Here is a 23628-nt window from a genome sequence, read left to right as displayed (position 1 = left end):
ACCAACGCCAATACGACTACGACAAAACCGGCAACCTCACCCGCCTGCTCGACACCCGCAAAGGCGAACACCACTACCACTACGACCCCCTCGCCCGCCTGACCCGCGCCGACCACTCGCAAGACGTTCAGGAACGCTTCGGCCACGACCCCGCCGGCAACCTGCTCATGCAAGACCGCCCCGGCCCCGACATCGTCGCCGGCAACCGCCTGCTGATCCAGGGCGACCGCCACTACGACTACGACGCTTACGGCAACCTGATCCGCGAACGCCGCGGCAAGGATCACCAACTCGTCACCGAATACCGCTACGACTGCCAGCACCGCCTGATCAGCCTCACCCAACCCAACGGCCAAACCGCCAGCTATCGCTATGACCCGTTTGGGCGGCGGATCAGCAAAACAGTTAACGACATAACCACAGTGTTTTTCTGGCAAAGCGACAAGCTGATTGCCGAACACGAGGCGGACTGCCATCGCAGCTACCTCTACGAGCCAGACAGTTTTCGGCCATTGGTAATGCTGGAAGGTTTTGGCCCTCAAGAAACAAAGCCCTTCCACTACCAACTCGACCACCTCGGCACACCGCAGGAACTGACAAATCCCGAAGGCGAAATCGTCTGGTCCGCGCACTACCGCGCCTACGGTGAAATCGCCCGCCTAGACGTCGGAAAAATCGACAACCCGTTGCGCTTTCAGGGCCAATATTTCGATACGGAAAGCGGGCTGCACTACAACCGCCATCGCTACTACAACCCAGAAATTGGTCGCTACCTGACGCCGGACCCGGTGAAGCTGGCGGGAGGGATTAACTCATACCATTACGTGCCTAATCCTACGGGGTGGGTGGATCCGCTAGGCTTAAACACTTGCCCTGGGGCTGATGGGTGCAAGCCAAACAATTCTGCTCAGAATCCGATAGCGCGGGTTGAACACGGCGAACCCGCTTTACCACAACTGGGACGCGCACAGCGACAAGCACGCATTAATGAGCTTGGAGAGGCCAACGCCCACCGGCGCTTATCAGAACTGGAAAGGTCAATTCCTGGGGCGCACTTTTTGGAAAAACACGGTGCTCAAACGTCCCTGGAATCTCAACTTGAGCGAGTGGTTACAGCTAGAAACCCTACCACTGGGGAAATTGAAACGTTTGCCAAAGGAAGGAACGCAGGACAACCTCGACCTCCAAGCGCAGCTACACATTTCCTGAGCCATAGAGATCAATTAAACGCAATCGATCGTGCAATACTAATTTTCAAACTCAACGGCAGAGCAGACATGCAGACTCCAATGGACATGGGGAAAATTATAGGCGAGGGTTATAAAAGAGATAGTCTAGAATACGGAAAACAAAGAAAAGCCATAGTGTATTTCAATAGCGATGGAAAACCGATCACTGCATTCACGGAGTTCTAAGAATGAAAAGACAACCAAAGCTCACAATACTACGCGGCCTGTTATTTACTTACTGCATAGAAAACACCACAGATGTAGAAAGAGAAGGAATCATAGTATCGAAAGACGTCAACAACCCTAAAGAGCTGGCGGAGCTTTTCGATACATTGACCAAATCGGAATATTTCTCCTACAGAGAAGATGAGCAACAATGGTATATAGACACACTTGAACATTTTTTATCTACAGATGAAGATTTCGAATCTGTTTTTTACTTATTTGACACCTACTTTGAAGATGAAATACTTGATAAAAGATCCTTTATGGCTGTGCTACTCGAACGTCTCAAAAGCTACCAGAGCGAAGCGACCTCAGCTAAACCTATACAAAACAACCAAATAAATCTGACACCTTAAATCACTCACAAAAAACAGAAAGGAATTTTGGAGGGCAATAAATGGCGACGCCACTGACAAAACCATCAGACCTCACACCGAGCAACATTAAAAAAGCTCAGGTAATAGCAATCAGCGAACTAATAGAGGAGGAAGTCACACTGCTGATCGATCGAACTACTGTTACCTGCTTTGCAAGCTATTGCCCACACGAAATAAAAGCGGGAGAATTTTATGAAGTCGAGCTGACTTTAAATCTAGCTGAATACTACGACGTACAGAAAAGCTATTCGGCCGAAGCCTATGCCGAACGTAAGAATGATAGCTTCTCTTACGTGCTTCATGGTTTGCTGCACAAAAACTCTTTTGAAACTTTTACTTCATTAAATGATGAGGGCATTCATTACGACCATCCTGACCTAAACGGGGAGTTTATAATGGTGACAGTTGAAAGAATTGACGCAGCCTTCTTGTAAAGAATTATATCTATACAGAGACAAATGCATGCTCGCAGCCACCAAAAAAACAAGCCTTCCAGACAGGAAAAATAACCACAACGCTCAAAAAACAGACATCTAATACAATTAAAAAAGCAACAGAATTACTCGGAGCTAATTGGGACGAAATTATTTAACATCCGTTCCTAAATAAACCAAATAAATCTGACACCTTTAATTCGAAGATAAACCAAATAAATATACCACCTTAATTTCGCAATAAAAACCTAAACGACTCGAGGTATAGTTTGATAAAAATATAACACTAGGCCTTCCACTGCTTTTCCTACCGAGAAAAAATAATGCTGAAAGATCCATTTGTAAATGAGCCATTCGATCCTAGTCTCAAATGGTTTATAGGGGTATTTGATGTTTACGATCGAGAGCACGACCTTGGTGAAGAGCTAGGAAAATACAATCCAAATGACAAGCTGGACCGAGAGCATTTGATAAAAACTTACACTTTGGATTTAAATTATCTTTCCTATAGGCATAAGTACGTTTTGACTCACGCTCTAAAAAGCTGCCTGGACGATGAGAATTATGACTTCCAGGGCTTATTCGAGATAGACGAAGACGAAGCAGCTTCATGGCCGAGGGCAGAATGGTACGAACTCGAAAGCCCAAGGGATTTTTTAAAAGATATTTATCAACTAGCTCAAATTGTTTGGAAAGGCGACCTCCAAAAAGCGAGTCTTGAAGACCAATCAACATGGGGAGGCTTGCTCGGGTTGGGTTGCATAGCAGCCTCCAAATAGGCAATGTGTATTTTCGGGTAAATCAGTAGCGCCTTTTGGGGCTGATGCGCAGCCCAACTCAGGGCAAGCCTGCTCGTCACAGGGGGTTCACTCGGCACGGGAATAGGATCCCGATGAAGAGCTAATTGGGACGGACTTATTTAACATCCGCCCCTAAATAAACCAAATAAATCTGACACCTTAAATCACTCAGCTGATTTTTAGGCGAAATGGTCACGCTGCATCATTAGCACCAATGGACATGGGAAGAATTATTGGTGAGGGATACTCCAGTGGTGACGTGAGATACAGCAAAAAAAATAAAGCCCGCGTAATACTAAACGTACATGGGCAGCCTAAAACCGCTTATACGGAGTGACGACAATGAAAAGACCGCCGAGCATTTCGATAATCCGTGGATTACTATTTACTTACGACATTGAAAATACGGACGACTTTGAGAGAGAAAGTATTATCGCGTCGAAAAACATAAACGACGAAAACGAACTAATGGAACTTTTCGACGAGCTTACCAAGCCAGAATTTCTGTCTTATACAAAGCCAGAACAAGAATGGTTTATTGAATCGATTGAATACCACCTGTCTATCAATGACAGCTTCGATACCATATTTAAAACTATGGCGACCTATTTCAGCGACCCAGTAAACGATCAACAAAAATTTATGCAAACTCTTTTAAATTGCTTAAAAAAATATATCGACTAAACCGCTAGAGAGATGGGATTTATTTAAGAGCTAATTGGGACGGATTTATTTAACATCCACCCCTAAATAAGCCAAATAAATCTGATACCTTAATCCACCGACACCTTAATTCAAAACTGGATATCGCGTAGAACATGACAATAGAAGTGGCGCCCACATAAATGTATGATCAGGGAAGAAAAAAGGACCGCACTATCTCTTTAATGTCAGCTCAAAAAACGTATTCCAATTGACCAAAAGGTTTGCAAAAAAATGAGCTATTTCGACGATGAACTTATCAAAGACCTGAGCAAACACAGCATTGGTTACGCTATTCTCTCTGAGGCCGAACACGCATCTATAGTGAACGAAATAAATGAAAAAGCACCTTTTTCCGGGAGCAAAATCGATTGGAGAAAATTGAAAAACAGCATTAACTTTGAAAGCAAATCATCAGAAGTGGCGATCTTAAGAATGGCCAATGAAATCAAAGCAATCACTAACGAGAATACAATTTTCGTCGGTGACTCTGCCTGTGATGAAGCCTACTCAGTAAGCGCTGAAGACTTAGAAAAAGCGCTCATGATTTTTTCTGAGCTACCTCAGCACACTTATATTGTACCGAAATCGTTAACCTGGATTGCCTGCATTTCCTTTGAAGGAAACTTTGACTTCGCTAGCTTTCATGAGACCTAGAATAGCCGCCGCGAGTTAAGCTAATTGGGACGGATTTATTTAATATCCGCTCCTAAATAAACCAAATAAATCTGACACCTTAATTAAATAAATCTGACACCTTAATTCTACAATTAAATAGAGAGTACAGCATGATCGACCCCGATAATGGAACCCCCTACATACCTACCCTACATTATTTTTTGGGTGGATTTGATATATATGATCGAGAGGAAACCCTTGGCGAGGAACTCAGCAGTTACAACCCTGACCTCCAGTCCGACAGGCATGAACTAATAAAACGATACTTCCTCCCTAGGCACTTGAACAGTTCATACCGTGAAAAATATCTGCTTTTCACATGCCTTGAAAATGCCCTTTCTGAAAAAGAATATAACTTCCAGGCAATTTTCGAAGACGATCCCGAAGAGTACAGCTCTCTTCCTGCCTACTGGGATGAGATGAAAAACCCAAGAGCATTCTTTGAAGATATTTATCTAATAATAGGTGATGAGTGGTGCTTAGAGATCTCAAAGGCATCGAGAGAAGACGCTAATGACTGGTAATTACTTACAACACCTATTCATGAACATCCCGTATATCCCAATTGTTTCTCTCATAATGGGAACCTTATCGATATACGACCTCAAGGACAGGATTGGGGGAGAAACTGTAAAAATACGAAAATAATAATGAGGAAGATAAAATTCGTCTCGAAAGCGCCATGATCATCCGACTCAGCAAAACACCATTATTCAACGCCCCCACAAGCAAACCCATAACGCGCCCACCACCTACCACAAAACTCTAAAAATAAAAACTGTCAACTCTGACAGTTGCCCCACTCTCCCCCAACCGCTTAACTAGCCTTTCCACGTTCAAACCCAATCGACTTCGACTCTCGTCGGAAGGGGATTGTCTATGTCAGCCGAACAATACAAAGAGTGGGCGGGCCCCCTTGATGGGTTGTCCACAGAAGATTATCTGTTCGGTAAGGACGGGCCCTGGCCTAAAACCAATACCTTAGTGCCCGAATTGCCCGCCATGGTCAGAAGAGTCCCCAAGCCACACCTGGAGGACTTTCGCGTCAATGTGGTCTCCCATTACCTCAAAACCTTGAAATCCGGGCGTCTTAAAATAATTCTGAAGATGCTGGCAGGCGACCATAAGCTGCAGCCGGTCTCCGATGGGTTATTTGTGGAGCAATTGTTTTACGGCACATTCAGCAAATTGCTGACGCCGGTTGGGGTTGAGGATGTGTCTGAGTTTCCAACGCTTTTGAACGCTGATGATTTGCTTGATCACAAAGGCGAGCCCAAATACCTGAAAATCGACACGCTGAGCATGAACCGTGTCGATCCGCTACACGGTATCTACTGCGCACCGAGCTTGACGCTGTTCCGTCGCGAGCATGGCTCTTCAGGCACGGCGCTGGCGATAAAAATAAACGGTCTGGTGTTAACGCCGCAGGATAAAAACGCTTGGGATCTCGCCAAGTATTTCGTGCTGCAAGGTGCACTCTGCGTGATCACGCTGGTGACTCACCCCCGCGTGCATTTTCCAATGGATGCGATAAGCGCTATCAGCCTGACGGCGCTGCCCAAGCAGCATCTGCTGTTCAAGCTGATCGCCCCGCACACGCGCATTCAACTGGCGATCAATCAGGCGGTATCGCTGCTGCCCTACTCCGTCGCGCATAACAATCAGTTCTTGCCCTACACGCCCTATCCCGGCTGGGGCAACATCCCGATCATTGAAGAGGGTCGCGGATGGACGGGGCATATGACCGACGCGTTCTCTGGGATCGCGGGCAACCGCTGCTATCCGGCGTACACGTATTTACTCCGCCCGGAAAAAGTCTGGTCGGACTTCGATGATTTTCTGCGCGGCTATTACGATGTGGTATTTGATTTTGTCAGCGCGGTGCTCGCCAACATTGATAGAGACGATCCCGCTCTCATTTACTGGAGCAATGCCATTGCCGCGTGGGTCACCGGCTTCCCGGACCACCAACGCATTCGCGAAGGCGATACATTGGCCAGGGTCGTCGCCTCGTTTATCTGGGATGTGACGGTGGCGCATTCGGCCGACCACGGCGCAATGGGCCACTACCAGCAGAATGCAATCGCATTGCGACTTCGCAGGCCCGCGCCCACCCGCAAGGACATGCCACCTATCAACCGAAGAAAATTGGTGACCTTCGGCGACACCCTGCGCAATCGGCTGTGTTTTGAAATGTACTTTGGCCCGCCGCGCGGCTCGGGGCATTTATACAACACGTGGTACAACTTTGAAGTGCCTGAGTTGGACCGGCTGAATAAGAAATTCCTTGCCGATCTGCAAGCCTATGACGAAGGGCTGAGTTGTCGCCGTTTCATAAAGCTCAAGGATATAGCGCGCAGTATCAACTTCTGAAAGGGGCGTGTCGTTCGGATGAACAACACGCCAACCTCACATCAGATGCCCGCCAGCGCCAGGTCCATCGCGAAGTAGGTGAAGATCAGATCCGCCCCCGCACGCTTGATCGACCCCAAGGTCTCGCGCACTACCCGGTCCTCATCAATCGCCCCCGCCTGGGCACCAAACTTGATCATCGCGTACTCGCCACTCACCTGATACGCCGCCACCGGCAAACGCGAGGCTTCACGGATGTCGCGGATGATGTCGAGGTAAGCCCCGGCTGGCTTGACCATCAGTGCGTCCGCGCCCTCTTGCTCGTCGAGCAGCGATTCACGTACGGCTTCGCGGCGGTTCATCGGGTTCATCTGGTAGCTTTTGCGGTCGCCCTTGAGCGCGCTGCCGCCGGCTTCGCGAAACGGGCCGTAAAGCGCCGAGGCGAATTTGGTGGAGTAGGCCATGATCGGGATATGGGTGAAGCCGGCGTCATCCAGCGCGCGGCGGATGGCCTGGACCTGGCCGTCCATTGCCGCAGAAGGCGCGATCACGTCGGCACCGGCGCGGGCGGCCGCCACGGCTTGTTTGCCGAGGTTGGCCAGGGTCGCATCGTTGTCGACGTGAGCGCCGTGCATCACGCCGCAGTGGCCGTGGTCGGTGTATTCGCAGAAGCAGGTGTCGGACATCACAATCATTTCCGGCACTGCGTCCTTGATGATCGAGGACATGCGCGAGACCAGGCCGCGTTCTTTCCAGGTGTCGCTGCCGTTGGCGTCCAGGTGGTGGGACACGCCAAAGGTCATCACCGACTTGATACCGGCACGGGCATAGCGCTCGATCTCTGCGGCGAGTTTCTTCTCAGGGATGCGCTGCACGCCCGGCATGCTGGTGATCGGCACGAAATCGTCGATTTCTTCCTCGACGAAAATCGGCAGCACCAGGTCGTTGAGAGTGAATTCGGTTTCCTGGAACAAACCGCGCAGCTCCGGGGAGCGGCGCAGGCGACGTGGGCGGGCTTGGGGAAACTGGCTGGTCATGGCTTTCCTGAAAAAAAGTGACAAAACTTTGGGGCGAAAGCTTATGCCCCAGGCCCCCGCAGCACAAACGCCAAGGGGCCAACAGTGTATTACGCGCGCCGTAACAATTTATTGATCTAGAGCTGTAGCCGCCCCTCGATGCACACCGCCACTGCCCCACCGACCCAGATTTCATCGCCCTGACGCTCGACGCGAATCCGCCCTGCCCGGCCCATCGCCGTGCCCTGGCTGACGACAAAGCGCTCAGGCGCGAGGCCTTCGCCTAGCAGCCACTGCGCAACCCCAGCGTTCAGGCTACCGGTCGCCGGGTCCTCCTGGGCGCCGTCGCCGGCGACAAACGCACGCACTTCAAACTGTGCATCTACGTCGTCGCGCGCAGGGTCGCACGGGGCGATCACGCCCACGGCCAACCCCAGCAGTTGCGAGTAGTCCGGCTGCAAGGCGAGGACTTGATCGCGATCGGCCAGCATCACGGCAAGCCACCCAGCGCCGTTGTCGACCCACTGGCTGCGCACGATCGCTGCGGGTTCCAGGCCCAACCCCAGGCGCACGCGTTCCAGCAATGCAGTCTCCACGGCACCTGCGCGCAACAACGGTGGCGCGATAAAGGCCAACTCATGGCCTTGGCGACGGATGCGCACCAGGCCGATTTCGCATTCCTGAATGATCTCTTCACCTTTTGGGACGCCCCCGGCTTGCAGCCACGCATGGCAACTGCCCAGCGTTGGGTGCCCGGCGAAGGGCAGCTCCTTGAGGGTGGTGAAAATTCTTACCCGGTAGTCAGCCTGCGGATCGCGCGGCGTGAGTAAAAACGTGGTTTCACTGAGGTTGGTCCAGCGGGCGAAATCCGCCATCTGCTCGTCAGTCAGGCTATCAGCGCCCAATACCACGGCCAGTGGGTTGCCTTTGAGCGACACGCTGCTGAATACATCCAGTTGTTTGAAATCGAAAGTCGGCATGCGTCAGCTCGGTATGTTCAGGCCACGGATCACTGCAGGCCGGGCGACAAAGCCGTCCAGCGCACGCAGTACGTTAGGGAAGTCGGCGATGCCCACCAGGTCGCCCGACTCGTAGAAACCGATCAGGTTGCGAATCCACGGGAAGGTGGCGATGTCGGCGATGCTGTACTCGTCACCCATGATCCAGGTGCGGCCCAGCAGGCGCTTTTCCAGTACGTGGAGCAGGCGTCGGGATTCGCCGGCATAGCGGTCACGCGGACGTTTGTCCTCATAGGCCTTGCCTGCGAACTTGTTGAAGAAACCGACCTGGCCGAACATCGGGCCGATACCGGCCATCTGAAACATCAGCCACTGAATGGTTTCATAACGTGTCGCCGGATCCTCGGACAACAGTTGGCTGGTTTTTTCCGCCAGGTAGATCAGGATCGCACCCGACTCAAACAGCGCCAGAGGCTGCCCGCCGGGGCCATTGGGGTCGATGATCGCGGGAATCTTGTTGTTCGGGTTCAGGGACAGGAACTCGGGACTGAGCTGGTCCTGGGTGTCGAAACTGACCTTGTGCGCCTCATAGGGCAGCCCCAGTTCCTCGAGCATGATCGAGACTTTTACACCGTTGGGCGTGGGCAGCGAGTACAGTTGCAGGCGCTCAGGATGCTGGGCGGGCCATTTACTGTTGATCGGGAAGGCGGCGATAGGGTTCATCGGGAAAGCCCTTGAAGGAAAGCCATCATGATAGCCATCCACCCAGCGTCCTGCATGGGTCATCAATGCGCAACATCCGCTGGCTATTATCCCGCACGGGCGAACCAATAGGCCCAAGTGCACTCTTAAGTGCGCTCTCACGGTGAATGGAGGCACCTCGCTATATCGACAGGGAACAACCGCAGGACGCCGGATGCGTCGCTGGGGCCGGGCTTGTCCGCCTTAATCCGAAGCACCGAAGACTCGACACCTAATGAAAATCAAGCCTCTGTGCCTTGCGCTGCGCCTCAAACGCTATTCATACATCATGTTGCCGCTCCTGCTGGTGGGCGGCACCACCGGCCTGACCCTGGAGTCGCGCATCAGCAGTGCCGAGCAGGTGGACGGCGTGCAAACCCTGGTCTTCCTGCGTCACGGCGAAAAACCCGCCGGCGGCCTCGGCCAGCTCAATTGCCAAGGCCTCAACCGGGCCATGAACCTGGCCACAGTACTGCCGGAAAAATTCGGCAAGGCCGACTTCGTGTTCGCCGCCAACCCGACGCGCAATGTCGAGGAAGGTGAGCAGGACAATTCCTACAGCTACATTCGCCCCCTGATGACCATCAGCCCCAGCGCGATCAAGCTCGGCCTGCCGGTGAATATCAAGTTTTCGGCGAATGACACCAGCGCCCTCGCCGACGAGCTGGTCGAAGACAAATATCACAACTCCATCATCTACACCGCTTGGTCCCACGGCTACCTGCCGGAGTTGATCAACAAGGTGGCCAGTGAAGCCTCGGGCGAAAAGCACACCATCACCGACGACTGGTCCGGCAGCGATTACGACACCTTGTATGTGCTGACGCTGACCTGGCACAACGGCAAGGCCTCGCTGCTGAGCCGCAACTACAAGCAAGGCTTGAACAACGGCGAAGAGACCTGCCCGGAACCCACCCAGGTGAGCGCCGATAGCTGAAGGCGTATGATGCGCCGCTATTGACTCATCTGCGGATCATCACCATGCCCAACCTCACCTCCACCCAGCCCAACCGGGGCTGGTCTTTCTGGTGGAAACCAGCGCTGTTCCTGCTGGTGGCCTGTGTCGGCCTCTACTATGTGAAGTGGTCGCCCTACTACCTCAAGGCATTTGTGGCCGCCGATAACCACAGCATCGGTGCCTCGATCCTCAACGACCAGCAAAGCTCGCCCCTGGCGGCGGCACTCGCGTACGCCCAAGTGTATTTCCTGGCGATCTGGAAGGCCGCCGTGCTGGCGGTGATCCTTGGTTCGCTGCTGCAAGTGCTGATCCCCCGCGACTGGTTGCTGCGCCTGTTTGGCCGCGCCGGGCTGGGGTCGACCTTGCGTGGCGGATTGTTCGCGTTGCCGGGGATGATGTGCAGTTGCTGCGCAGCGCCCGTCGCGGCGGGCATGCGTCGCCAGCAGGTGTCGGTGGGCGCGGCGCTGGCGTTCTGGATCGCCAACCCGGTGCTGAACCCGGCCACCCTGGTGTTCATGGGCTTTGTACTGGGCTGGGGCTTTACCGCCTTGCGGCTGGTGGCGGGGATCGTGCTGGTGGTCGGTGTGTCGCTGGTGGCGCAGCGCATTGCGCGCCCGGAGCAGGTGCCGGACGTCGCGCTGGACGCGGTGGCCGAGGTCAGCCGCGACGAAACCCAACCCTTCCTCAGCCGCTGGCTGCGCACGCTGTGGCAGCTGTTCTGGAGCACCATACCGATCTATATCCTGGCAGTGCTGGTGCTGGGCGCGGCGCGCGTCTGGCTGTTCCCCCATGTGGATGGGGCCATGGCCAACAGCCTGGTGTGGCTGGTGCCGCTGGCGATTGTCGGCACGCTGTTCGTGATTCCTACCGCCGCCGAGATCCCCATCGTACAAACCATGATGACCCTGGGCATGGGCACCGGCCCGGCCGTGGCCTTGCTGATGACTCTGCCCAGCGTGAGCCTGCCGTCGCTGCTGATGCTGCGCAAGGACTTCGACGCGCGGGTGCTGGTGACGGTGGCCGGGCTGACCATGCTGGTGGGCGTGGTATGCGGGCTGATCGGGGCGCTGATTCTTTAGCTGATTCTTTAGGGGTTGAGCAGGGCTCAGGGCCCTTTCGCGGGCAAGCCCGCTCCCCCACAGTTGGCCGAGTTCAACCTTTGGAACGCGGTCGACTGTGGGAGCGGGCTTGCTCGCGAAGAGGCCCTTGAATCTGCCTCATTATTCTCGTTTGGAAGCGCGTTCGCGCAGATACTCCACCACCGCGCCCTGCTCCCCCGCAAACTCGATGCGGGCGCCTTTGGCTTCACGCTGGAAGGCATACATCGGGTCGTAATACTCGCGCAACAACCCTTCAATCCAGCCGCGATGCAGGTCCACCGCGCCGCTGCGTGCCTGCTCGGCGAGCGCGTCCTGCATGATCGCCTGCAAGCGCTGGAAGCGCTCCCCGCCCAGGCGCTTGTGGATATTGGCCAGGCTCTGGGTCAGGCGCTCGGCAAACAGCGCCTGGCCCTGTTCGCCAAACACCGCGATGAACTCCGCGCACAGGTCGACCACATAATCACGCAGGATCCGCTCGACACGCCCTTCAACGCTGTCCTCCAGCCACACCATCGGAAAGCCCTGCATGCCTTTGTGCAGGGGCAACGGCAGTGCGCAGCTGCCGATCATGCGGCTCTCGTCCTCGACGACGAACTGCTCGATGCCCGCCGCGCGTTTTTTCAGCAGGTCCACCGCCAGGCGGTTCTCAAAGTCGATGTTGGACGGCTGCACCGTGGCCCGTTTGCCAAAGCTGGAACCCCGGTGGTTGGCGTGGCCCTCCAGGTCCAGGGCGTTGTGCAACTGGCCCAACACTTCGGTTTTGCCAGTGCCGGTCATGCCACCCAGCAGCACGAAATCACACTGCTCAGTGGCGTGCTCGACCGTGTCCAGCAAGAACGTACGCATGGCTTTGTAGCCACCGCCTACGCGGGGGTATTCGATGCCGGCTTCGGTTTTCAGCCACTGCTGCACGATCTGCGAGCGCAGGCCGCCGCGAAAACAGTAGAGATACCCCTCGGGGTTGGCCTGGGCAAACTGCGCCCATTGCTCGATGCGCTCGGCCTTTATTGCCCCCGACACCAGCTCGTGCCCCAGTACGATAGCGGCCTGCTGGCCCTGCTGCTTGTAGCAGGTGCCGACCCGCTGGCGCTCGTCATCGGTCATCAGCGGCAGGTTGACCACGCTGGGGAACGCGCCCTTGGCGAACTCGACTGGCGCGCGGGTATCCATCATCGGCCGGTCATTCAGGAAGATGCTGCGGTAGTCGGTGATGTCAGTTGCCATCAAAACACCTCTACCGCGTAGGTCTGTCGCTCAACCAGTGCGCCGATCGGCTCAAGGCTCAGTCCCAGCTCGGCGGCTGCCGCGTGAAATTCGGCGTCGCCCTCCGCGGTGACCGCGATCAGCAGGCCGCCGCTGGTCTGCGGGTCGCACAGTACGCGCTTGTGCAGCTCCTGCAGGCGCCCGACCTTGCTCGAATAACTGTCGAAGTTACGCAAGGTGCCGCCCGGCATGCAGCCTTGGTCCAGGTAGTCCTCAATCCCCGGCAGGCGTGGGACTTTGGCATACTCGATGCGCGCCGTTACGCCGCTGCCGTCAGCCATTTCCACCAGATGGCCCAACAGGCCGAAACCGGTGACGTCGGTCATGGCCGTTACGCCCGCCAACTTGCCGAAACGGCTGCCAGGTTTGTTGAGCGTGCACATCCAGTCGCGAGCCAGGCCGATATCCGCCTCGCGCAATTTGCCCTTCTTTTCGGCGGTGGTGAGGATGCCGATGCCCAGCGGTTTGGTCAGGTAGAGGCGGCAGCCGACGGTAGCGGTGTCATTGCGCTTCATATGGCGTTTTTGCACGATACCGGTCACGGCCAGACCGAAGATCGGCTCCGGGGCGTCGATGGAATGCCCGCCCGCCAGCGGGATACCAGCGGCGTCGCACACCGAGCGACCGCCACGGATGACTTCGCGGGCAACTTCCGGCGCCAGCACATTCACCGGCCAGCCAAGGATGGCGATGGCCATCAACGGGTCGCCGCCCATGGCGTAGATGTCGCTGATCGCATTGGTGGCGGCGATCCGGCCGAAGTCGAAAGGGTCGTCGACAATCGGCATGAAAAAGTCGGTGGTGGAGACCACGCCGCGCTCGTCGTCGATGGCATACACCGCGGCGTCGTCCCGCGAGGCGTTGCCTACCCACAGGTTGGGGTCCAGGTTTTGCGCACCGCTGCCGGCGAGGATCACTTCCAATACCTGTGGCGAAATCTTGCAGCCACACCCTGCGCCGTGGCTGTACTGGGTAAGGCGAATCGGCTCGTTCATGATGGACCTCAAACTATCAAGTGCGCGGATTCTAACAGACAGCAAAAAGCCGGCTGGGCTCATATGAGCGCAGCCGGCTTTGGGTGTGACGCGGTTACTGCCGGGCGGCGAGCAAGCGCTTGTGACGGTTACGCCGGGCGATGTTCAGGCATTCGATCGCCGCCGAGAACGCCATGGCCGCATACACGTAGCCTTTAGGCACATGGGCGCCGAAGCCTTCGGCGATCAGGGTCATGCCGATCATGATCAGGAAGCCCAGGGCCAGCATCACCACCGTCGGGTTGTCATTGATGAACTTGGCCAATGGCTCGGCCGCCACCAGCATCACGATCACCGACGTCACGACGGCAATGATCATGATCGGCAAGTGCTCGGTCATGCCGACGGCCGTGATGATGCTGTCGATGGAGAACACCAGGTCCAGCAGCAGGATCTGCCCGATAGCCGCGGCAAAGCCGATAGCCACCGTATTGCCGACGCTTGCCTTCTCTTCCGGCTCCGGGTCCATGCTGTGATGGATCTCGGTGGTTGCCTTCCACACCAGGAACAGGCCACCGGCGATCAGGATCATGTCCTTCCACGAAAACGCCTGGCCGAAGACTTCGAACACCGGGGCGGTCAACTGCACGATAAACGCGATGGTGCTCAACAGGCCCAGACGCAGGATCAACGCCATGCTGATGCCGATGCGCCGCGCCTTGGCCCGATGCTGCTCGGGCAATTTGTTGGTGAGGATCGAGATAAAGATCAGGTTATCGATGCCCAGCACGATTTCCATGACGATCAAGGTAGCCAGTGCGATCCAGGCGGTCGGGCTGGCGGCCAGTTGTAAAAGGTAGTCCATAGGTCAGTCCTGACGTTGTGCTGGGGAATTAGGCTTCTTTATTGCCGTTTGGTTCGTCTTGCTCGTCTTCCTTTTCAGGACTGATCAAGCCTTGGGTCGCTTCACTCAATGCCTGCTCGGCGGCCTTGTGGGTTTCATCGATCGCCTGCTTGGCCGACTCGGTGGCCTTGCCCATCACCTGCTGCGCGCTTTTTTCGACTTGGTCGCAACCGCTGATAACTACCAATGAAAGCGCAAGCAACGATGCCGCGCCCAGGGAATTGAGTTTCATGATGTATTCCTCGTTAGAACCATTGGGTCCAAATAGTGGCCCCGCGATAGCGAGGCATTCTATGCAGGCAAACAGTTCAGGAAAATTCGTATTTTTATCGCGTATACTTCGGTTTTTACGAAGTGATAGCCGCCATGCTCAATTACCGACAATTGCACTACTTCTGGGTGGTGGCCAAGACCGGCAGCATCGTGCGCGCCTGCGAGCAACTGAACCTGACGCCCCAGACCATCAGCGGGCAGATCAGCCTGCTGGAGCAAACTTATGGCATTGCATTGTTTCAACGGGTCGGTCGCCAACTGGAGCTGACCGAAGCCGGGCGGAAGGCCCTGCCCTATGCCGAGCAGATGTTTCAGACTGGCAATGAATTGGAGGCCGTGCTGCGCGCGCAGCCAGATGAACAGCAGATCCTGTTCCGCGTCGGAGTGGCGGACGTGGTGCCCAAGTCCATCGTGTATCGGCTGATTGCACCGACCATGGAGCTGAACGAGCCGCTCCGCATCACCTGCCGTGAAGACAAACTCGAACGGTTATTGGCCGACCTGGCGATCCAGCGCCTGGACCTGGTGATCTCCGACAGCCCGATGCCCACACACCTGGACATCAAGGGTTACAGCCAGAAACTGGGTGAATGTGGCATCAGCTTTTTCGCCACCCAGGTACTGGCTGACCGCTACGGAGGCGATTTCCCACAGTGCCTGCACGGCGCACCGCTGCTGATTCCAGGTGCGGAAACCGTGGTGCGCAGCCGTTTGCAACGTTGGTTTGTCGAGCAGCAAGTGCAACCCAAAATCATCGGCGAGTTCGACGACAGCGCTTTGATGCAGGCATTTGGGCAATCCGGCAGCGGGATTTTCATCGCCCCCAGCGTGATCGCCGACGAGGTGGTGCGCCAGTACGGTGTGGCGCTGATCGGCCAGACCGATGCAGTCACCGAGTCGTTCTACGCCATCTCGGTGGAGCGCAAGGTCAAGCACCCCGGCATCGTGGCGATTACCGAAGGTGCGCGGCGCGAGTTGTTTACCGCCCTGCCCTGACGAATCAGGCGCTGGACGCGACCGCTTGCTTGGCGGTCATCAGCCACAGCGCCAGCAGGATCGACACCAGGATAAACCCGGACGCGGCAAAGCCCAGGCTGCCCAGGCCAAGGGTGTCGATCACATGCCCACCGACCATCGCCCCCAGGCCGATCCCCAGGTTGGCCCCGGCGATATTCAGCGACGCCGCGAACGCCGGCGCATGCGGTGCGGCTTTCATCAGCCGCACATGGCTGACCAGGAACATCGCCGCCTGGGTCACGCCCCACACCGCCATGGCGGCTGCCAGGCCGACGGTGGAGTGAATCGCCGGCACCAGCGCGACCATGCCCGCGATCATAAAGCCGCAGAACACCATGGAAGCGATCAGCGGATGACGGTCCACCGCACGCCCGCCCAGGGCGTTGCCGAGCAGCCCGACCGCGCCAAAGCCCATCAGGCACCAGCCGACCAGCGTGCCGTCGAAACCGGCCAGGCGCTCAAGGATGTCCGCCAGGTAGGTGTAGGCAGTGAACATGCCGCTGAACACCAGGATCGACAGCAGGATGTGGCCCTGCATCAGCGGGTTGCGCAGGATCTTGAACTGCGAGCGCAGGCTGACCTGGTCGTTTTTCGGTTGGGTAACGGGCAAGTAAATAAACAGTAGCAATGCCTTGGCCAGCGCAACCGCGGCGAGAATCGCAAACGCGCTGCGCCAGCCGAACATGTCCGAAACCAGCGTGCCGACCGGAATGCCGAACACCGTGGCACACACGATGCCGAAGCCGATCTTCTCGATGGCGCGCCCGGCGTATTCGGGGCCAACGATGTCCACCGCAGTTTCACTGGCCAAGGCCCAGAACACCGGCAAACCCAGGGCCGGGATCAAACGTGCCACGGCCATCACCCAGATATTCGGCGCCAGCGCGGCCACGGTATTGGCCACGCCGAACAGGATCAGAATGCTGATAAACAGGCGTTTGCGTGGGAAACGGGCGAAGTACGCGGTAAGAAACGGGCCGAAGGCTGCCACGGTGAACGCAAACAACGTCACCAGCAGCCCCGCCTGGGACACGCTGACATCCAGGTCGCGGGCAATCGCCGGCAATAGGCCGACAATAATGAATTCTGTGGTCAGCACCGTGAAACCGGCGGCCGACAGCAGCAGGATGGGAAACAGCATCAAAAACTCCAGAAACAGCAACACCAACGACAACCCGAAGGTTCGCTGGCAGATAGGATGGAAAAAGGATGCTGAATCTTAACAGAGTGTGTCGGTGTAGCCCATGAAAAAGCCCGGTGATGCCTGCAGGCATCGACCGGGCTTTGCAGCGTTGGAGGTTTAGAAAGCGCCCATGTAATCGCGCTTGCCCACTTCCACACCGTTGTGACGCAGCAACGCGTAAGCGGTAGTCACGTGGAAGAAGAACTGCGGCAGGCCGTAGCTCAGCAGGTAGGACTGGCCGCTGAAGCGCTTCTCTTTCGGGGTGCCTGGGCGGGTGACGATCTCGATACCTTCCTTGCCGTCGATTTGCTCAGGCTTGAGGGTGTCGACAAATGCCAGGACTTTGGCGATCAGCGCTTGCAGGTCGGCGAAGGTGACTTCTGTGTCTTCGTACTTCGGCACTTCGACCTCGGCCAGACGCGCGGAAACGCCCTTGGCGAAGTCAACGGCGATCTGCACCTGGCGCACCAGTTGGAACATGTCCGGGAACAGGCGCGCTTGCAGCAAAGCGTTCGGCTCGATGTTCTTGGCGGTGGCGTGGGCTTCGGCTTTGTTGAGCACATCGCTCAAGGCGTTGAGCATTTGCTTGAATACGGGGATGGAGGCGGCGTACAGGGAAATAGTCATGGCGGTCTCATGGGTAATGACACGGTTGAACAGGCGACGATTATAGACACGCCAGCCGCTTGTCTTTTATTTTTTCGGGCTTACCCTAAGGGCCTCACTGCATAGGGAAAGCGCGATGACCGCCGAGCACGACACCGACACCCCTGAGCCGCGCCTGAATAGCACGGAAATCCGCATCCTGGGCTGCCTGATCGAAAAACAGGCGACCAACCCCGAATCCTACCCGCTGACCCTGAATGCCTTGGTGCTGGCCTGCAACCAGAAGACCAGCCGTGAGCCGGTGATGAACCTGAGCCAGGGCCAGGTCGGTCAGAGCCTGCGCGTACTCGAAGGCCAAGGCTTCACCCGCCTGGTGATGGGCAGCCGCGCCGACCGCTGGGAGCATCGCGTGGACAAGGCGCTGGAGCTGGTGCCGGCCCAGGTGATCCTGACCGGGCTGCTGTTTTTGCGGGGGCCGCAGACGGTCAACGAACTGCTGACCCGCAGCGGGCGCATGCACGACTTTGAAGATGCCGAGCAGGTGGTGCACCAGCTCGAGCGCCTGATCGCACGCGGGCTGGCAGTGCTGGTGCCGCGTCAGGCGGGGCAGCGGGAGGACCGCTATACCCACGCGCTTGGGGACCCGGCGGACATCGAGGCGATTATTGCGGCGCGCGGCAATCCGGTGGAGCGTGGCGCTGGGGTGTCTACGGACCGTATTGAAGAGCTGGAAGCGCGGATTGCAGCGCTGGAGGAACGCCTTACGCAGCTGGAACAGGCCTGACACGCTGTAAATGTGGGAGGGGGCAAGCCCCCTCCCACATTTGATCTGCAGCGACCCTCAAGCCCGGGCGAAGGCTACCGCCGCCTCGAACTGCTCCTGCGTCGGCCGCACGCCGGTATACAGCACAAACTGCTCCAGCGCCTGGATCGCAATCACCTCAAGCCCGGTAATCACACGCTTGCCCTGCGCCCGCCCGCGCACGATCAACGGCGTTTCAGCGGGGATGGCCACCACATCGAAGACCGTGTCGGCTGAATCGACCACATCCGCCTCAAACGCCAATGCGTCCGCCTCGGCCCCGCCGGTCATGCCGATGGGTGTCACGTTGATCAGCATCTGTGGGCGCGCGTCCCCCAGGTTCGCCTGCCATGCGTATCCCAGGTTCTTTGCCAAGGCCCGGCCCGCCGCCTCATTGCGCGCCACGATCAGGCCATTGGCATAACCCCCATCACGCAAGGCGCTGGCGACGGCCTTGGCCATGCCGCCGCTGCCGCGCAGGGCAAAGGTCGAATCCTTCGGCACGGCGTGTTTTTTCAGCAGCTGTTCAACGGCGATGTAGTCGGTGTTGTAGGCCTTTAGGCGGCCGTTGGTGTTGACAATGGTGTTCAGGGAATCGATGGCTTGAACCGAATCGTCGAGTTCGTCCACTAAGGCAATGGCAGCCTCCTTGAAGGGCATGGATACCCCGCAACCACGCACGCCCAACGCACGGATGCCACCTATCGCGCCGGGCAAATCGTGACTGCTGAAGGCTTTATAGTAGAAGTTCAAACCCAGCTGTTCGTACAAATGGTTATGAAAACGCAGGCCAAAATTCCCGGGACGGGCCGACAGTGACATGCACAACTGGGTGTCCTTGTTGGGGTGCATCTGCATGGAAAACTCCTTTGAGTAAGCAAATCGGTACAGACCTTACACAACCTTTACCTATCGGCCGTGCTGTTTTTCAGAAATACGTTGTCTTAAATGCATCCCCGCGACAATCCTTGAGTCTATTGATTGCAGACCACAAGCGCAGGGGCTAACCGAGGAATGACCATGATTCGTAAACTCCCCAAGATCGCCTTGCTTATCGGTGCACTCGCTATGGCAGGCCAAGCCTCCGCCCACGGTGGTGGATGGGGTGGCCCGGCCGTCTTGGGTGCGTTAGTCGGCGCCGCTGTCGTGGGCTCCGTGGTTGCCAGCCAGCCGCGTGAGGTCTACGTGCAGCAGCAACCGGTGTATGTGCAGCCGCAGCCTGTCTACGCCGCACCGCCGCCGGTCTACTACGCACCGCCGCCTCCGGTGTATGTGCAACAGCAGGTTTATTACCGCCCGGCGCCGGTCTATTACGGCCCACCGCGTGGCTACTACGGCCCTCCCCACGGCTACTACGGCCACGGCTGGTAACCGGCAATCGTCACCCCAGCAGCAGGCCCCGCTCACACGCGGGGCCTTTTTTTGCGCGCAAAGTCCGGATTCAGAGCGCGAAGGTCGCTTTGAGGACAACGCGCGAGGCGTAATCGCACATGATTGTGGCCAATGTCTACTTGCCTGATCGGGGCCTGCACTGTCATGTTTGTGCCACGACACACTTCCACTATTGAACCTGTCCACCAAGAACAACAAGGACGACTGACCATGCCCACGCAAAACCCTCACCGCACCGCTGGCCTCTGTACGTCCAGCAAGGTCTACAGTGCCCTGACCGAGCTCAAGCATCTGGAAGGCCACCGCAGCGCAAAATTCCTCGCGCTGCTGGCGGAAAACCTGGTGCACAAAGGCCTGCTCAGTGAGCAGGAAGTGGTCAGCATGCTTGACCAGGTAGTCGACTGATATCTCGCGTTGATGTCGACTATCGAGACAGATGATTTTTCCTACAGCGCCTGGCCCCGTAAGGTGGCCTCCATAGCGATTGGAGGTTCTTATGCCCACTGTTCACATCATGTCTGTCATCGGCAGTGCCGTTCCGGCGCGTCTTCGCGAGTCTGGTTTGCTCGCCTGCTGGTATTTGGTACGCGACGGCGAGGCCATCAGCGGCCCGCTGACGTCGTTGTCCGCCGCCGAACAACAACTGCAGCAGGCCTCGAATTTCAGGCTGAACGCCTGAGGTTCACGGCAATGGCAACTTGACTCGCGGCTTGCTTTCGACAAACAGCGCCCAGCTGGAGATGAACAACGCCGCCACCAGGGGCCCGATCACAAACCCGTTCAGGCCAAAGACCGAGAGGCCGCCGAGGGTCGAGATCAGAATCAGGTAGTCGGGCATCTTGGTGTCCTTGCCGACCAGGATCGGGCGCAGCACGTTGTCCACCAAGCCGATCACAAACACGCCGAACAAGCCCAGCACCACGCCCTGCCAGATCGAACCGCTCAACAGGAAGTAAACCGCCACCGGACCCCATACAATGCCCGCGCCCACCGCCGGCAACAGTGACAGAAACGCCATCAGTACCGCCCAGAGCAACGCGCTGGGAATGTCCAAAAACCAGAAGATCAAACCGCCCAGCGCCCCCTGGGTCACGGCCACCAGCACGTTGCCCTTGACCGTGGCGCGCACCACCCGGTTGAACTTGAGCTGCAACCGGCGCTTCTGCGGCTCGGCCAGCGGCACCGCCGTGCGTACTTTGCGGACCAGCTCGGGGCCATCGCGCAGCAGGAAAAACAGCAGATACAGCATAATGAAAAAGCTCACCAGGAAATCAAACGTGCCCTGGCCGAAGCTGAATGCCTGGGTCGCAAAGAACTGACTGCCCTGCATCGCGCTCTTGACGATCTTTTCGCGCAACCCTTCCAGGTTGCCCATGCCGAAGCGGTCCAGCAGATGCTGGAAGTACGGCGGCAGGAAATTCTTGAATTGCTCGATGTAACCGGCCACGTCCAGCTTGCCGCTCTCGACGTTTTTGTAGAGTGTTGCGCCCTCTTGCACCAGCAACACGCTGGTAATGATCACCGGCAGAATCGCAATCACCAGGCACACGGTCAACGTCGCCAGGGACGTCAGGTTGCGATTCCAGCCGAAGCGCTGCTGCAGGCGCCGCTGCATCGGGGCGAAGATAATGCCCAGGATCACCGCCCAGAACACCGCGCCGTAGAACGGCAGCAATATCCAGATAAAGGCAATGGTCACCAGCGTCAGCAACAACAGCAGGGTTTTGAATTGCAGGTTGGTTTGGTTCATGTCCGATCCATGTCAAAAAAGCAGGCCGCGTATGTGCGCCCTGGTGCTTAGTCCGCTGCAAGCCCTGCGAGTGCCATCTTTGTTGTCAGCGTAGACCCAGATCAATAAAGCCTGCTCGGGCTTGCTCTACCCTGCCGCACTTTTGACGCAAGTAGCGACCATGCCATCTCTTCTCGCCCCCGAACTGCTCGCCCCCGCCGGCACCCTGAAAAACATGCGCTACGCCTTCGCCTACGGCGCCGACGCGGTCTACGCCGGCCAACCGCGCTACAGCCTGCGCGTGCGTAACAACGAATTCGATCATGCCAACCTGGCCCTTGGCATCCAGGAAGCCCACGCCCAGGGCAAGCGCTTTTACGTAGTGGTCAACATTGCGCCGCACAACGCCAAGCTGAAGACCTTTCTCAAGGACCTCGCGCCCGTGATCGAGATGGGCCCGGATGCGCTGATCATGTCCGACCCGGGGCTGATCATGCTGGTGCGCCGCAATTTCCCGTGGATGGCGATCCACCTGTCGGTGCAGGCCAACACGGTGAACTGGGCCAGCGTCGAATTCTGGCAGCAGCAAGGCATCTGCCGGGTGATTCTGTCGCGTGAACTGTCGCTGGAAGAAATCGGCGACATTCGTCAGCAAGTGCCGGCCATGGAGCTGGAGGTGTTTGTGCATGGGGCGCTGTGCATGGCCTATTCCGGGCGTTGCCTGCTTTCCGGCTATATGAACAAGCGTGACGCCAACCAAGGCACCTGCACCAATGCGTGCCGCTGGAAATACCAGGCCACACCGGCGGTGGAGAATGCGACGGGCGATATCGTCCAGGAGTGTCAGCCGACGCTGGGGATCGGTACGCCGACCGATCAGGTCTTTCTCTTGCAGGAAGCCAACCGCCCCGATGAGCAGATGCCCGCCTTCGAGGACGAGCACGGCACCTACATCATGAACGCCAAGGACCTGCGCGCGGTGCAGCACGTGGAGCGCCTGACGCAGATGGGCGTGCACTCGCTGAAGATCGAAGGCCGCACCAAATCCCACTTCTACTGCGCGCGCACCACCCAGGTGTATCGCCAGGCAATCGATGATGCGGTGGCCGGGCGTGAATTCGACCGGCGCCTGATGACTGACCTCGAGTCCCTGGCTCAGCGCGGCTACACCGAAGGTTTCCTGCGCCGCCATGTGCACGACGAGTACCAGAACTACCAGAACGGCAGCTCGGTTTCTGAGCGCCAGCAGTTTGTCGGCGAGCTGACCGGCGAGCGCCGGGGCGAGCTGGCCGAGGTCAAGGTGAAGAACCGCTTCGCCGTGGGCAATCACCTGGAACTGATGACGCCCGCCGGCAACTTCCACTTTGACCTGGCCAGCCTGCACAACGCCAAGGGCGAAGCCATCGAGGTGGCGCCGGGCGATGGGCACACGGTGTATGTGCCCTTGCCCGCGGAGATGGACCTGCAGTTTGGCTTGCTGATGCGCGACGTTGAACAAACGCCCACGCCATGCTGATCAGATCCTGAACTGACCGACCAACTGCCCCAGGCGCTGGCCCAGGTCCGCCAGGCTGCGCGAGGTCTGGGCGCCCAACTGGGTTTCATTGGCCACGCTGTCCACCGCGCCGGCAATCTGATGCACGCTGCGGTTGATCTCTTCGGCCACGGCAGTTTGCTCCTCGGCGGCGCTGGCGATCTGCGCGTTCATCGCGTTGATGGTGCCGATCAACTGGGCCATGGTGTCGAGTGACGCCCCGGCCTGGTTGGCCTGGGCCGAGGTGCCGTCGCCGGCATCGCTGGAACGGCGCATCGCGTCGACGGCGGCTTCGGTGCCTTTTTGCAGGCGGTCGATCATGCCCTGGATTTCCTGGGTGCTGGTCTGGGTGCGGCTGGCCAGGGCGCGCACCTCGTCGG

Annotated in this window: 28 protein-coding genes; 16 read left to right on the top strand and 12 right to left on the bottom strand. The window is 57.3% G+C overall.

Translation table 11 applies throughout. From position 1 onward, the window contains the following. The 8 genes from WBR57_RS19355 to WBR57_RS19320 form a co-directional block, all read left to right on the top strand. Positions 1-1415, top strand: a 1415-nt coding sequence (locus WBR57_RS19355; protein ID WP_424085674.1) for an RHS repeat domain-containing protein, incomplete at its 5' end; no start/stop codon positions are given. Between the two features lie 2 nt (positions 1416-1417). Beyond that, complete coding sequence (locus tag WBR57_RS19350) at positions 1418-1810, top strand: hypothetical protein (protein ID WP_424085672.1); 393 nt, start codon at positions 1418-1420, stop codon at positions 1808-1810. A 41-nt stretch (positions 1811-1851) separates the two neighbouring features. After that, positions 1852-2265, top strand: a complete 414-nt coding sequence (locus WBR57_RS19345) for a hypothetical protein (protein WP_424085670.1) — start codon at positions 1852-1854, stop codon at positions 2263-2265. A gap of 323 nt (positions 2266-2588) precedes the next feature. After that, entirely contained in the window at positions 2589-3044 is a 456-nt protein-coding gene (locus tag WBR57_RS19340; RefSeq protein WP_424085668.1) for a hypothetical protein, read from the top strand. Positions 3045-3407: 363 nt separating this feature from the next. After that, positions 3408-3749, top strand: coding sequence for a hypothetical protein (locus WBR57_RS19335; RefSeq protein WP_424085666.1), 342 nt, complete (start codon positions 3408-3410; stop codon positions 3747-3749). A 252-nt stretch (positions 3750-4001) separates the two neighbouring features. Then, complete coding sequence (locus WBR57_RS19330; RefSeq protein WP_424085664.1) at positions 4002-4424, top strand: hypothetical protein; 423 nt, start codon at positions 4002-4004, stop codon at positions 4422-4424. 131 nt (positions 4425-4555) lie between these two features. Further along, a complete protein-coding gene (locus tag WBR57_RS19325) occupies positions 4556-4969 on the top strand; it encodes a hypothetical protein (protein WP_424085662.1) in 414 nt (137 codons plus the stop codon). A gap of 355 nt (positions 4970-5324) precedes the next feature. Continuing rightward, positions 5325-6818 (top strand): hypothetical protein, encoded by a 1494-nt coding sequence (locus tag WBR57_RS19320; protein WP_424085661.1) that lies wholly within the window; start codon positions 5325-5327, stop codon positions 6816-6818. Between the two features lie 41 nt (positions 6819-6859). Here WBR57_RS19320 and hemB read toward each other — a convergent pair whose 3' ends face one another. The 3 genes from hemB to WBR57_RS19305 form a co-directional block, all read right to left on the bottom strand. Beyond that, positions 6860-7834: a porphobilinogen synthase gene (gene hemB / locus WBR57_RS19315; RefSeq protein ID WP_424085659.1), complete on the bottom strand. Its 975-nt coding sequence runs from the start codon at positions 7832-7834 to the stop codon at positions 6860-6862. A gap of 116 nt (positions 7835-7950) precedes the next feature. Then, complete coding sequence (locus tag WBR57_RS19310) at positions 7951-8793, bottom strand: PhzF family phenazine biosynthesis protein (RefSeq protein ID WP_424085657.1); 843 nt, start codon at positions 8791-8793, stop codon at positions 7951-7953. Positions 8794-8796: 3 nt separating this feature from the next. After that, positions 8797-9495: a glutathione S-transferase N-terminal domain-containing protein gene (locus WBR57_RS19305; protein WP_424085656.1), complete on the bottom strand. Its 699-nt coding sequence runs from the start codon at positions 9493-9495 to the stop codon at positions 8797-8799. Between the two features lie 253 nt (positions 9496-9748). Here WBR57_RS19305 and WBR57_RS19300 point away from each other — a divergent pair, with 253 nt between their 5' ends. Both WBR57_RS19300 and WBR57_RS19295 read left to right on the top strand, forming a co-directional pair. Then, positions 9749-10450 (top strand): histidine phosphatase family protein, encoded by a 702-nt coding sequence (locus WBR57_RS19300; protein ID WP_424085654.1) that lies wholly within the window; start codon positions 9749-9751, stop codon positions 10448-10450. Between the two features lie 44 nt (positions 10451-10494). Next, positions 10495-11550 (top strand): permease, encoded by a 1056-nt coding sequence (locus WBR57_RS19295; protein WP_424085652.1) that lies wholly within the window; start codon positions 10495-10497, stop codon positions 11548-11550. A 141-nt stretch (positions 11551-11691) separates the two neighbouring features. On the opposite strand, the gene mnmH is transcribed toward WBR57_RS19295, so the two are convergent. The 4 genes from mnmH to WBR57_RS19275 all read right to left on the bottom strand — a co-directional run bounded on the left by mnmH (position 11692) and on the right by WBR57_RS19275 (position 14944). Then, positions 11692-12795, bottom strand: a complete 1104-nt coding sequence (gene mnmH / locus WBR57_RS19290; protein WP_424085650.1) for a tRNA 2-selenouridine(34) synthase MnmH — start codon at positions 12793-12795, stop codon at positions 11692-11694. Further along, positions 12795-13829 (bottom strand): selenide, water dikinase SelD, encoded by a 1035-nt coding sequence (gene selD, locus WBR57_RS19285; protein ID WP_424085648.1) that lies wholly within the window; start codon positions 13827-13829, stop codon positions 12795-12797. The genes mnmH and selD overlap by 1 nt, the downstream gene beginning before the upstream one ends. 94 nt (positions 13830-13923) lie before the next feature. After that, positions 13924-14673: a TerC family protein gene (locus WBR57_RS19280; protein ID WP_424085646.1), complete on the bottom strand. Its 750-nt coding sequence runs from the start codon at positions 14671-14673 to the stop codon at positions 13924-13926. A gap of 28 nt (positions 14674-14701) precedes the next feature. Continuing rightward, the gene (locus WBR57_RS19275) at positions 14702-14944 is read right to left on the bottom strand and encodes a hypothetical protein (protein WP_424085644.1); all 243 of its coding nucleotides are present in this window, start codon (positions 14942-14944) and stop codon (positions 14702-14704) included. 134 nt (positions 14945-15078) lie between these two features. Between WBR57_RS19275 and nhaR the strand changes: the two genes are divergently transcribed. After that, positions 15079-15981, top strand: coding sequence for a transcriptional activator NhaR (gene nhaR, locus WBR57_RS19270; protein WP_424085643.1), 903 nt, complete (start codon positions 15079-15081; stop codon positions 15979-15981). A gap of 4 nt (positions 15982-15985) precedes the next feature. Here nhaR and WBR57_RS19265 read toward each other — a convergent pair whose 3' ends face one another. Together WBR57_RS19265 and WBR57_RS19260 are read right to left on the bottom strand one after the other, a co-directional pair. After that, the gene (locus tag WBR57_RS19265; protein ID WP_424085641.1) at positions 15986-17143 is read right to left on the bottom strand and encodes an MFS transporter; all 1158 of its coding nucleotides are present in this window, start codon (positions 17141-17143) and stop codon (positions 15986-15988) included. A 159-nt stretch (positions 17144-17302) separates the two neighbouring features. Next, positions 17303-17812 carry a DUF1993 domain-containing protein gene (locus WBR57_RS19260; protein ID WP_424085639.1) on the bottom strand — a complete coding sequence of 170 codons (510 nt, stop codon included), beginning with the start codon at positions 17810-17812 and terminating at the stop codon, positions 17303-17305. A 115-nt stretch (positions 17813-17927) separates the two neighbouring features. Between WBR57_RS19260 and WBR57_RS19255 the strand changes: the two genes are divergently transcribed. Next, on the top strand, positions 17928-18575 hold the full coding sequence (locus WBR57_RS19255) for a YceH family protein (protein ID WP_424085637.1): 648 nt from the start codon (positions 17928-17930) through the stop codon (positions 18573-18575). A gap of 57 nt (positions 18576-18632) precedes the next feature. Here the strand turns inward: WBR57_RS19255 and WBR57_RS19250 are convergent, their stop codons facing one another. Further along, positions 18633-19451: a shikimate 5-dehydrogenase gene (locus WBR57_RS19250; protein ID WP_424085635.1), complete on the bottom strand. Its 819-nt coding sequence runs from the start codon at positions 19449-19451 to the stop codon at positions 18633-18635. Positions 19452-19607: 156 nt separating this feature from the next. Here WBR57_RS19250 and WBR57_RS19245 point away from each other — a divergent pair, with 156 nt between their 5' ends. From WBR57_RS19245 to WBR57_RS19235, 3 genes are all read left to right on the top strand, one after another. Next, positions 19608-19964, top strand: coding sequence for a hypothetical protein (locus WBR57_RS19245; RefSeq protein ID WP_424085633.1), 357 nt, complete (start codon positions 19608-19610; stop codon positions 19962-19964). Positions 19965-20195: 231 nt separating this feature from the next. After that, a complete protein-coding gene (locus WBR57_RS19240) occupies positions 20196-20390 on the top strand; it encodes a hypothetical protein (protein WP_424085631.1) in 195 nt (64 codons plus the stop codon). 91 nt (positions 20391-20481) lie between these two features. Then, complete coding sequence (locus tag WBR57_RS19235; RefSeq protein ID WP_424085629.1) at positions 20482-20664, top strand: hypothetical protein; 183 nt, start codon at positions 20482-20484, stop codon at positions 20662-20664. Between the two features lie 3 nt (positions 20665-20667). Here the strand turns inward: WBR57_RS19235 and WBR57_RS19230 are convergent, their stop codons facing one another. Then, the gene (locus WBR57_RS19230) at positions 20668-21735 is read right to left on the bottom strand and encodes an AI-2E family transporter (RefSeq protein ID WP_424085627.1); all 1068 of its coding nucleotides are present in this window, start codon (positions 21733-21735) and stop codon (positions 20668-20670) included. A gap of 160 nt (positions 21736-21895) precedes the next feature. Between WBR57_RS19230 and yegQ the strand changes: the two genes are divergently transcribed. Next, entirely contained in the window at positions 21896-23230 is a 1335-nt protein-coding gene (gene yegQ, locus WBR57_RS19225) for a tRNA 5-hydroxyuridine modification protein YegQ (RefSeq protein WP_424085625.1), read from the top strand. Here the strand turns inward: yegQ and WBR57_RS19220 are convergent. Next, a partial coding sequence (locus tag WBR57_RS19220; protein WP_424085623.1) for a methyl-accepting chemotaxis protein occupies positions 23231-23628 on the bottom strand: 398 nt, incomplete at its 5' end.

Source organism: Pseudomonas sp. (assembly GCF_049590575.1).
Lineage (GTDB): Bacteria > Pseudomonadota > Gammaproteobacteria > Pseudomonadales > Pseudomonadaceae > Aquipseudomonas.
This window is presented reverse-complemented; position numbering and strand designations above follow the sequence as displayed.